Genomic DNA, 9,236 nt, shown 5'->3' with positions numbered 1-9,236 from the left:
CTAGCGACCACCACCGACATACCGGGCCACGAGCTCCGCGCCCAGCACCCCGAGCTCGTCCTGGACCGCCGCGGGCTCCAGCACCTCGACCGCCGCCCCGAACCCGGCGAGCTTCTCGGCCACCGAGCGCGCGGAGTGCGACGCGACCTCCAGGCGCACGCGGCCGTCGACCTCCGGACCGAGGACGGTGACGTGCCGCCCGAACTGGTCCCGGACCACGCGCACGAGGAACGGCGTGGTCAGGACCGTCGCCGTCACGCGCCCGCGGCGCTGCTCGACCTCGTCGACCACCGACTCCCAGATGCCGGCGACGTCGAGGTCGTCGGGCCGGGGCGCCGGGGTGTCGAGCACCGACAGGCCGACGATCCGGTCGAGGCGGAACGTGCGGCGTCCCGCAGGCGTGCCCGCGACGAGGTACCAGTGGTCGCCCTTGTCGACGAGCGCCCACGGGTCGACCGTCCGCTCGGTCTCGCCGTGTCGCCCGGAGTACACGAGAGTCACCTGCCGCCGACGGACGACCGCGCCCTGCAGCTCCTCGACCCACGGCTGCCGGGACCGGGCGGCGGACCCCCACCCGACCGGGTCCACCACCACCGCGCGACCGGCCGCCTCGGCCTCCGCGCGGAACGTCGCCGGCAGCGCGCGGACCAGCTTGCGCAGGGCGGAGGTCGCGTCGGCGGACCGGTCGGACGACGACCCCACCAGCAGGAACAGCGCCTGCGCCTCGGAGGACGTCAGGCCGGTGAGGTCGGTGCGGGCGCCGCCGACGAGCGACCAGCCGCCGCCCCGCCCAGGCTGCGGATAGACCGGGATGCCCGCCGTGGACAGCGCCTCGAGGTCCCGGCGGGCAGTCGCCACGGACACCTCGAGCTCGTCGGCCACCTCGGCGGCGGTCACCCGCCCGCGCGCCTGCATGAGCAGGAGGGTGGCCACCAATCGGTCCGCACGCATACCTGAAGAGTCGCAGACAAAGTGCTCAGAAGGTGATCACTTAACCGTGGAGAGTGGAGTCATGACAACAACGACGAGCACCTTCCGTGGCCTGGCCAACGTCTCCTTCTTCGCCGACGACCTCGACGCCGCCCGCACCTGGTACACCGAGCTGTTCGGCTTCGAGCCGTACTTCGTGCGCGACGGGTACATCGAGTTCCGGATCGGCGACCACCTCGACGAGCTCGGGATCATCGACCGTCGCTACGTCCCGGCCGGTGGCGGTGCCAGCGGCGCCGTCGTGTCCTGGCACGTCGACGACCTCGCCGGCACGTTCGAGCGCCTGCTCGCCCTGGGTGCCACGGAGCACGACGGCATCCGCGAGCGCGGCGAGGGCTTCACCACCGCCTCGGTGGTGGACCCGTTCGGCAACCTCCTGGGCATCATGACCAACCCGCACTGGCTGGAGATCACGACCGCGTGACGGATCCTGTCCTCTTCTTGAGACCCATGTAGTGGGCCCGGACGTCAGGTGCCAGCCGCTCCAGCGAGTACCGCAGCGCCGTCCGCGGCATCGTCACCGCGTGCTCGTCGAGGTACGCGAGAAGCCGGGCCTCGTCCTGCTTGCCGGCCTCGCGCAGCATCCAGCCGACCGCCTTGTGCATGAGGTCGTGCGGGTCGCCCTCCAGCAGCGCGGCCAGGGCGAACGTGTCGTCCAGGGACCCGGCACGGATTAGCCGGTAGGTCGCGACGATCGCGATCCGCCGCTCCCACAGCACGCCCGAGCCGGCCAGGCGGTAGAGCACCTCGTTCGGCAGGCCGGCGAGCACCGCACGCCCGAGGACGTCCGGCGCGCTCAGGTCCACCAGGTCCCAGTTGTTCACGCGGTCGGTCCGCCGCAGGTAGAGGTCGAGCAGCTCGCGACGACGCTCCGGCGAGGTCCGCGCGGCCGCGCACTGGAGCGCCATGATCTTCAGCGCGAGCAGCCGCACCTCGTGCCGCTCGTCGTCGAGCAGCTCCTCCAGCTCCCCGACGGACGACAGGAGGTGCTGCTTCGCAGCCGCCGTCACCTGCGGCACCGTCAGCCCGAGGAAGACGTCGCCCTCGCCGTACTGCCCGGGCCCCGTCTTGAAGAACGCCGCCATCCCCTCGGCCCGCTCCGGGTCGGCGAGGGCGACGAGCCGGTCGACGGGCTCACTCATGGGACCGCGTCCCGACGACGACCGTGGCTCCCGCGTCCTCGTCCACGACGACCCGCGCCGCGAGCCCCGCCGCGGTGAACGCGTCGACCGCCGCGGCCGCCTGCGCCTCGCTCGTCTCCACCAGCAGGTGCCCACCGGGCGCCAGCCACCGCGGCGCCACGGCCGCGACCCGGCGCAGCACGTCGAGCCCGTCGGCACCGCCGTCCAGCGTCACGCGCGGCTCGTGCTCGCGGGCCTCGGGTGGCATGAGGCCGATGTCGTCGGTCGGCACGTACGGCACGTTGGCGACGAGCAGGTCGACCCGACCCCGGAGCGACGCGGGCAGCGGCTCGTCGAGATCCCCCTCGAACACCTGACCACCTACGGCCGCGACGTTACGGCGCGCGCAGCGGACCGCGGCCGGCTCGACGTCCGCGGCGTAGAGCTCGACCTCCAGCACGTGCGCGAGTGCGACGCCGAGCGCCCCGGAGCCGCAGCACAGGTCCAGCACCACCGCGGGCCCGTCGGCCAGCCGAGCGGCCTCCCGCACCAGCACCTCGGTCCGCCGCCGCGGCACGAACACCCCCGGGTCGATCTCGATCCGCAGGCCGCAGAACTCCGCCCACCCGACGATCACCTCGAGCGGCTCCCCGGCGACCCGCCGCCCGACCAGCCTCGCCAGGTCGTCGCCCGCGGCCGCGTCGAGGAGCAGCGACGCCTCGTCCTCCGCGAACACGCAGCCGGCCGCACGCAGCGTCGCGGTGATCTCCGGGTGGGTCAGCGTCACGACGGGCACGCTACGCCGTCAGCCCGGCGTGATCCGCAGGATGACCCGGTTGTCGTCGCCCTTGCGGCCCAGCTTCTCGATCCCCATCATCACGCGGAACTCCAGGCCGTACTTCTCCTGCATGATCTCGTTGCACCGCTCCCGGGCGGCGTCGTCGTCGAGGACCTCCCCGACACCCGCCACGACCACCGCGTCGTCGTCGACGTTCCCCAGCCGGCTGCTCGGCGAGAGCTCGACCCGGGGATCCCGTCGGAGCCGCTTGACCTTGCCGCTGCCCCGCGGCGTCGTCACCAGCAGGGCGTCGCCGTCACGGCCCACCCACACGGTCGTCGGGACACCGACGCCGGACTTGCGGAACGTCGTGAGGGAGATGAACCCCTCGTCGGCCAAGGTCTCGATCGTCGTCATCGGGCGATGGTCACCCACGCACGAGACGGCCGCACCCCGTGGGGGTACGGCCGTCTCGGGAAGTGCTGGGTCAGGCGGTGGCGTAGCCGCCGAGCGGCTCGCCGCCGGTGGCGCCCTGGTAGGGCTTCGAGTCGTAGCCGAGGATGTACAGGAAGATGATGCTGAGGAAGATCAGGCCGACGGTGAAGCCGGCGCCGTGACCGAACGACGTCGACAGGCTGTGGTAGACGAGGACGATGATCACGATGTTCACGATCGGGATCAGGAGCAGGATGATCCACCAGATCGGCCGACCCGAGATCTTGATGAGGACGATGGTGTTCCAGATCGGGACGAAGGCCTGCCAGACGGGCTCGTCGGCCTTCTTGAAGACGCCCACCAGGGCGAACGCGACGAGCAGGTAGCCGATGAGGCCACCGACGACGGCGCCGGCGCCGCCGCCAGCAGCAGCGGTCGTGTTGGCCACCTCGGTGGCGAGAGTTGTGATCATGCGCGGACAGTAGCGACAAACATCGTCCACCGTGACGGTTTTGGCGTCCCGTCTCACGGGTGATTCCTGTGCGCCGCCTGTGCGACCGACCGGACGTCGCGATTGCGGCGAGTGGTCCAGATTGCCGCTCCCTCGCGCGCCTCTTACGGTGGCTGACGACACACGCCCTCCAGAGAGGCCCGCCCATGACGGTCCCGCAGGCGTCCCTGAGGGCACAGCTGTGGCGCAAGAAGCCGATCACCGCCATGACGGCGAAGTCGAGCGAGGGCCTCGAACGGTCCCTCGGCACGTTCACGCTGATGATGTTCGGCGTCGGCTCGACCGTCGGGACCGGGGTCTTCTTCGTCATGCACGAGGCGGTGCCCGACGCCGGCCCGGCGGTGATCATCTCGTTCGTGCTGGCCGGTCTCGCGGCAGGCCTGTCCGCGCTGTCCTACGCCGAGATGGCCTCCACGGTGCCCGTCTCCGGGTCGACGTACTCGTACGCCTACGCGACGCTCGGCGAGGTGGTCGCGATGGGTGTCGCGGCGTGCCTGCTGCTGGAGTACGGCGTCTCGACGGCGGCGGTGTCGGTCGGGTGGAGCGGCTACCTCAACCAGCTGCTGCACAACCTGTTCGGCTGGCAGATCCCGAACGCGCTGTCCGCTGCCCCCTGGGACACCGACCCGGGCTTCATCAACCTGCCGGCACTGATCCTTGTCGCGATGTGCGCGCTCCTGCTCATCCGCGGTGCGTCCGAGTCCGCCAAGGTCAACGCGACCATGGTCGTCATCAAGCTCGCGGTCCTGCTGATGTTCGTGGCCGTGGCGTTCACCGGCTTCCACGCGGACAACTTCGCGGACTTCGCCCCCAAGGGCATCGCCGGCATCACAGCCGCCGCCGGGACGATCTTCTTCACGTTCATCGGCCTCGACGCCATCTCGACCGCCGGCGACGAGGTGCGCAACCCGCAGAAGACGATGCCGCGCGCCATCCTCGGCGCCCTGGCGATCGTCACCACGATCTACGTCCTGGTCGCCGTCTCCGCCCTGGGCACGCAGCCGTGGGAGGAGTTCGGCGACGCCGCGCAGGGCGAGGCCGGTCTGGCCAAGATCCTGCAGGACGTGGTCGGGGCATCCTGGCCGGGCACGATCCTGTCCGCCGGCGCGGTCATCTCGATCTTCTCCGTGACGCTGGTGACGATGTACGGGCAGACCCGCATCCTGTTCGCCATCGGCCGCGACGGGCTCCTCCCGCGGGCGTTCGCGCGCGTCAACCCGCGCACCCGCACGCCCGTCAACAACACCGTCATCGTCGCGATCGTCGTCGGCCTGCTCGCCGCCTTCATCCCGCTCGACTACCTGTGGGACCTGGTGTCCATCGGCACGCTGATCGCGTTCATCGTCGTCTCGGTCGGCGTCGTCATCCTGCGCCGTACCCGGCCCGACCTCCCCCGCGGGTTCAAGGTCCCCGGCTACCCCGTCACCCCGGTGCTCGCCGTGCTGGCCTGCCTCTACATCCTGTCCGGCCTGCACTGGTACACCTACGCGTGGTTCCTGCTCTGGCTCAGCGTGGTGCTCGCGTTCTACTTCCTGTGGGGACGCAAGCACTCCCTGCTGCAACGCGCGATCGAGGCCGACCTGGTCCGCGACGGGGACCTGCGATGACGATCGTCGTCGGGGCCAACCCGTTCGGCGGCCTCCACGGCGCGGTCGACCTGGGCGTCACCCTCGCCCGCACGCTCCCCGAGGACACCGGCGCGTTCGTCCTGGTCGTCGCCACGGTCATCCCGCACGGGTGGACGGTGCCGTCGATGGCCCGGGTCGACGGCGAGATGCAGGAGTGGATCAAGGCCCGCGCCGACGAGGCCCAGGCCGCCGTGCGCGAGCTCCTCGCCGGTCACGCCGACGACCTGACCGTCGAGTTCGTCCGGCTGACGGACCGGTCGACGCCCCGCGCGCTGGCAGCCCTCGCGGAGCAGCGGGACGCCACCGCACTGGTGCTCGGCTCGTCGCCGGACGGACCCGAGGGCCGCGTCGTCGTCGGCTCCACCGCCGACTACCTGCTGCACTCCTCACCCGTCCCGCTGGCCATCGCACCGCGCGCGTACCGTGCGGCGAGCACCACCGACGCGACCGCCCGGCGGCTGACCTGCTCGTTCGGCGGGTCCGGCGTCGCCGTGTCGACCGTGCGCTGGGCTGCGCGGCTCACCCGCGAGATCGACGTGCAGCTGCGGGTCGCGTCCTTCGGGGTCCGCTCCGCGACGATGTACCCGCCCGAGGTCGGCACCGACATCGAGTCCGAGGTCACCGCCCAGTGGCGCGAGCAGATGGCTGAGGCGCAGGCGGCGCTCCGCCCCGGGCTGGACGAGGACACCGAGTTCGTCGTCGCGTCCGGGACCAGCTGGACCGAGGCGCTGAGCTCCGTCGACTGGATGCCCGACGAGCTGCTCATCCTCGGTTCCTCCAGCGCCGGTACGCTCCAGCGCGTGTTCCTCGGCACCAGCGCGACCAAGATCATCCGGCACTCCCCCGTGCCGGTCCTCGTCGTGCCGCGCGACGAGCTGTGACGGACCCGTGGGGCGTCGACCGCCTCGACCTCGACGCCTACCTGGCCAGGATCGGCGCCGGCCCGGGTGACCCGCTCGCCGCGATCCACCGGGCCCACCTCGCCGCGATCCCGTTCGAGAACCTCGACGTGCAGCTCGGGGTCGGGGTCAGCGTCGACCTGCCCGACGTCCAGGCCAAGCTCGTCGACGCCCGCCGCGGGGGCTACTGCTACGAGCACGGCATCCTGCTCGCCGCCGCGCTCGAACGGCTCGGCCACACCGTCGAGCGGCGACTGGCCCGCATCGGCGACCCCGCGGTGGTCGCCCGGCCGCGCTCGCACCTCGTCGTGGTGGTGGACGGTCGCTGGCTCGCCGACACCGGGTTCGGCTCGGGGCTCCTCGAACCCGTCCCGCTCGTCGACGGGTCCGTCTCGCACCAGGGCGCCTGGACGTTCCGGACCGTCCGCCTCGACGACGGCTCCTGGCAGCTGCACGAGCTCCACGACGGTGCCTGGCAGACCCACTACACGATCCCGCCCGAGACCACCTACCTGGCCGACGTCGAGGTCGCCAACTTCGCGACGTCGCACCGACCGACGTCCCGGTTCGTGCTGAACCTCGTGGTGATCCGCAAGGAGGAGGCGCGGGTGCGCAGCCTGATCGGGCGTCGGCTCACCGTCGAGACGCCCACCGGCAAGGTCGAGGACCGCGCGGTCGGCGACGCCGAGCTGGGCGACGTGCTCCGCGACCTCGGCCTGCCTCTGAGCGCCGACCAGGTGGCTGGGCTCGTCGACCGTTAGTCCTCCTCGGTGGAGCCCTCGGTCAGGTCCTCGGACGTGTCCGGCTGGTAGACGCAGACCCAGAGGGCGTCCGGGCGGACCGTGATGTCGAGGGTCGTCGACTCGTCGATGACGTCGCCGTCCAGCTGGCGCGGCTGCGGCCGGTCGCTGGTCACCGTGATCCGCGACCCCCGCAGCACCTCCATGTTCGGCACCTTGTGGCGCCCGGGCCGCAGCACGCCGAAGGCCGTCTGGATCCAGTGCCCGAGGTTGCGCGGGGCGAGGACCGCGACGTCCATCTGGCCGTTGTCGGGCTCCGCGTCGGGCAGCAGGTTGACCCCGCCCTGGAGGCGTCCGACGTTGCCGACGATCACCGTCCGGGCGCGGCGGCGCAGGACCGGGTAGTCGTCGACCTGCACCTCGACCTTCATCTCCGCGTCGTTGAGGTGCTTGAGCGCCGAGAACACGTAGGCGACCGGGCCCAGCACCGCCTTGAGCTTGGTGGGGGCGTCGTCGACCATCGCCGCATCGAGCCCCATGCCCGCCATGACGGCGAACGTCTTGCCCTCGACCTCGCCCAGGTCCACCACGCGCCGCCCGCGGTCCAGGGCCAGCTGCACGCCCTCGATCGTGTCGGTGGGGACGCCCAGGTTGGTCGCCAGCAGGTTGCCGGTGCCGCCCGGCAGGATCGCGAGCGCCGTCTGGGTGCCCGCCAGCCCGTCGATGCACGCGCGCACGGTCCCGTCGCCGCCCGCCACGAACACGACTGCAGCGCCGTCCTCGACCGCCTGCTCCGCCTGCCCGGTGCCCGGGTCCTCGGCCGTCGTCTCCAGCCACGCCGGCTCGGGCCAGCCCGCCTCGGCCAGCTGGTCCGTGATGCCGGCGCGGAGCTCGTCGAGGCCCTCCACGCGGTTCGGGTTGACGATCACCGCGGTCCGCAGAGGACCGCGGCCGTCACGCTGCTCGGCAGCCGGCTGGGTGGTCGCGTCCTGGGGGATCGTCACGGTGGCGAGTATGTCCCGGGGGCCGGGGACCGGCCACTCAGGGGCGTGTGATCCGGTACAGGACCGAGCGCCGCATCGGGTGCCCCTCGGGGATCGTCGGGTAGTCGAAGTCGCCGGCGAGGTCCCGGGTCATGCCGATCCGACGCATCACCGCCTGGGAGCGCTCGTTGGGCACCGCGGTGAACGAGACGATCTCCGCCAGACCCACATCGTCGAAGCCGACGGCCAGGGCCTCGCGCGCTGCCTCCGTCGCGTACCCGTGACCCCAGGCCCAGCGCGGCAGCCGCCAGCCCACCTCGACCATCGACCGGTCCCACGACGGCCGCGCCAGACCGGTGAACCCGGCGAACCGGCCGTCCACCTCGAGCGCCCACAGCCCCCAGCCGTCCTCCCGGAGCCGCGCCTGCGCACGGGCGGCGAGCGCGTCGCTGGCTGCCCGGGTCAGGATGCCCGGGAAGAACTCCATCACCTCGGGGTCGGCGTTCATCTCCGCGAACGGCTCGAGGTCCGCCTCCCGCCATGCGCGCATCACCAGGCGTTCGGTCCGGCGTTCGAGCGTCATCACGGCACCGTACGCTTCCGCGGTGATCTCCGACGTGCTCGACGAGTGGACGCCGCACGACCCCGCGCAGGCTGCTCTGCTGGAGGAGTACCGCGCGTTCGTCGCCGCCTCCGGAGCGGCTGCGGTCGACCGCTCGCTCGCCCCTGCGCACCTGACGGCCAGCTGCTTCGTCCTCACCCCGGACCTGTCACGCGTGCTGCTCTGCTTCCACCGCAAGGGTCAGTTCTGGGTGCAGCTGGGCGGGCACCTGGAGCCCGGCGACGTCTCGCTGGCCGATGCCGCGTACCGCGAGGCGCGGGAGGAGGGCGGGATCGCCTCGCTGGCCGCCGGAGGACGGCTCCCCGTCGACGTGCACCGCCACGAGCTGTCGTCCGCCTTCGGCCGCTGCCGCGTGCACTGGGACGTCGGGTTCGTGGCGTACGCGTCGCCCGACGCGGTGCCCGTCGTCAGCGACGAGAGCGAGCAGGTGGCGTGGTTCGACGTCGACGACCTACCCGCCGGGGCGCCCGACGACTTCGCCGTGCGGCTGCGGACGGTGCTCGACGAGGTCCTGGCCACCGGGTAGTCG

The 9,236-nt window shown here is 72.1% G+C and carries 12 protein-coding genes; 5 read left to right on the top strand and 7 right to left on the bottom strand.

What is annotated here, in order from left to right; translation table 11 throughout:
* Positions 1-933: a helix-turn-helix transcriptional regulator gene (locus J2X26_RS05555; RefSeq protein ID WP_307490481.1), complete on the bottom strand. Its 933-nt coding sequence runs from the start codon at positions 931-933 to the stop codon at positions 1-3.
* Between the two features lie 79 nt (positions 934-1,012).
* Between J2X26_RS05555 and J2X26_RS05550 the strand changes: the two genes are divergently transcribed.
* Positions 1,013-1,414, top strand: a complete 402-nt coding sequence (locus J2X26_RS05550; protein WP_307490479.1) for a VOC family protein — start codon at positions 1,013-1,015, stop codon at positions 1,412-1,414.
* Here the strand turns inward: J2X26_RS05550 and J2X26_RS05545 are convergent.
* The 4 genes from J2X26_RS05545 to J2X26_RS05530 all read right to left on the bottom strand — a co-directional run bounded on the left by J2X26_RS05545 (position 1,401) and on the right by J2X26_RS05530 (position 3,796).
* Positions 1,401-2,132: a DNA alkylation repair protein gene (locus J2X26_RS05545; RefSeq protein WP_307490478.1), complete on the bottom strand. Its 732-nt coding sequence runs from the start codon at positions 2,130-2,132 to the stop codon at positions 1,401-1,403. The genes J2X26_RS05550 and J2X26_RS05545 overlap by 14 nt on opposite strands.
* The gene (locus J2X26_RS05540; protein WP_307490476.1) at positions 2,125-2,898 is read right to left on the bottom strand and encodes a putative protein N(5)-glutamine methyltransferase; all 774 of its coding nucleotides are present in this window, start codon (positions 2,896-2,898) and stop codon (positions 2,125-2,127) included. The genes J2X26_RS05545 and J2X26_RS05540 overlap by 8 nt, the downstream gene beginning before the upstream one ends.
* A gap of 18 nt (positions 2,899-2,916) precedes the next feature.
* Positions 2,917-3,306, bottom strand: a complete 390-nt coding sequence (locus tag J2X26_RS05535) for a PPOX class F420-dependent oxidoreductase (RefSeq protein WP_307490474.1) — start codon at positions 3,304-3,306, stop codon at positions 2,917-2,919.
* A 70-nt stretch (positions 3,307-3,376) separates the two neighbouring features.
* Positions 3,377-3,796, bottom strand: coding sequence for a DUF5684 domain-containing protein (locus J2X26_RS05530; RefSeq protein ID WP_307490472.1), 420 nt, complete (start codon positions 3,794-3,796; stop codon positions 3,377-3,379).
* A 185-nt stretch (positions 3,797-3,981) separates the two neighbouring features.
* On the opposite strand from J2X26_RS05530, the gene J2X26_RS05525 reads away from it, so the two are divergent.
* From J2X26_RS05525 to J2X26_RS05515, 3 genes are read left to right on the top strand one after another with little or no spacing between them, the layout of a single operon-like run.
* Complete coding sequence (locus J2X26_RS05525) at positions 3,982-5,442, top strand: APC family permease (RefSeq protein WP_307490471.1); 1,461 nt, start codon at positions 3,982-3,984, stop codon at positions 5,440-5,442.
* Entirely contained in the window at positions 5,439-6,344 is a 906-nt protein-coding gene (locus J2X26_RS05520) for a universal stress protein (RefSeq protein WP_307490469.1), read from the top strand. The genes J2X26_RS05525 and J2X26_RS05520 overlap by 4 nt, the downstream gene beginning before the upstream one ends.
* Positions 6,341-7,123 (top strand): arylamine N-acetyltransferase family protein, encoded by a 783-nt coding sequence (locus J2X26_RS05515; protein ID WP_307490467.1) that lies wholly within the window; start codon positions 6,341-6,343, stop codon positions 7,121-7,123. The genes J2X26_RS05520 and J2X26_RS05515 overlap by 4 nt, the downstream gene beginning before the upstream one ends.
* Here J2X26_RS05515 and J2X26_RS05510 read toward each other — a convergent pair.
* Positions 7,120-8,106, bottom strand: coding sequence for a diacylglycerol/lipid kinase family protein (locus J2X26_RS05510; RefSeq protein ID WP_307490465.1), 987 nt, complete (start codon positions 8,104-8,106; stop codon positions 7,120-7,122). The two genes, J2X26_RS05515 and J2X26_RS05510, sit on opposite strands and share 4 nt — an antisense overlap.
* Positions 8,107-8,143: 37 nt before the next feature.
* Entirely contained in the window at positions 8,144-8,668 is a 525-nt protein-coding gene (locus J2X26_RS05505; protein WP_307490464.1) for a GNAT family N-acetyltransferase, read from the bottom strand.
* Between the two features lie 22 nt (positions 8,669-8,690).
* On the opposite strand from J2X26_RS05505, the gene J2X26_RS05500 reads away from it, so the two are divergent.
* Positions 8,691-9,233, top strand: a complete 543-nt coding sequence (locus J2X26_RS05500) for an NUDIX hydrolase (RefSeq protein WP_307490462.1) — start codon at positions 8,691-8,693, stop codon at positions 9,231-9,233.
* Positions 9,234-9,236 lie beyond the last annotated feature (3 nt).

It is taken from the genome of Cellulomonas humilata, assembly GCF_030814415.1.
In the GTDB taxonomy this organism is placed as follows: domain Bacteria; phylum Actinomycetota; class Actinomycetes; order Actinomycetales; family Cellulomonadaceae; genus Cellulomonas; species Cellulomonas humilata_A.
The sequence above is the reverse complement of the archived record's forward strand: the minus strand, read 5'-3'. Positions and strand labels throughout refer to the sequence as shown.

Coding starts and splice junctions, on each gene's coding strand:
- J2X26_RS05550 (WP_307490479.1), top strand. CDS start 1,013: ATGACAACAACGACGAGCACCTTCCGTGGCCTGGCCAACGTCTCCTTC.
- J2X26_RS05545 (WP_307490478.1), bottom strand. CDS start 2,132: ATGAGTGAGCCCGTCGACCGGCTCGTCGCCCTCGCCGACCCGGAGCGG.
- J2X26_RS05535 (WP_307490474.1), bottom strand. CDS start 3,306: ATGACGACGATCGAGACCTTGGCCGACGAGGGGTTCATCTCCCTCACG.
- J2X26_RS05530 (WP_307490472.1), bottom strand. CDS start 3,796: ATGATCACAACTCTCGCCACCGAGGTGGCCAACACGACCGCTGCTGCT.
- J2X26_RS05525 (WP_307490471.1), top strand. CDS start 3,982: ATGACGGTCCCGCAGGCGTCCCTGAGGGCACAGCTGTGGCGCAAGAAG.
- J2X26_RS05520 (WP_307490469.1), top strand. CDS start 5,439: ATGACGATCGTCGTCGGGGCCAACCCGTTCGGCGGCCTCCACGGCGCG.
- J2X26_RS05505 (WP_307490464.1), bottom strand. CDS start 8,668: ATGACGCTCGAACGCCGGACCGAACGCCTGGTGATGCGCGCATGGCGG.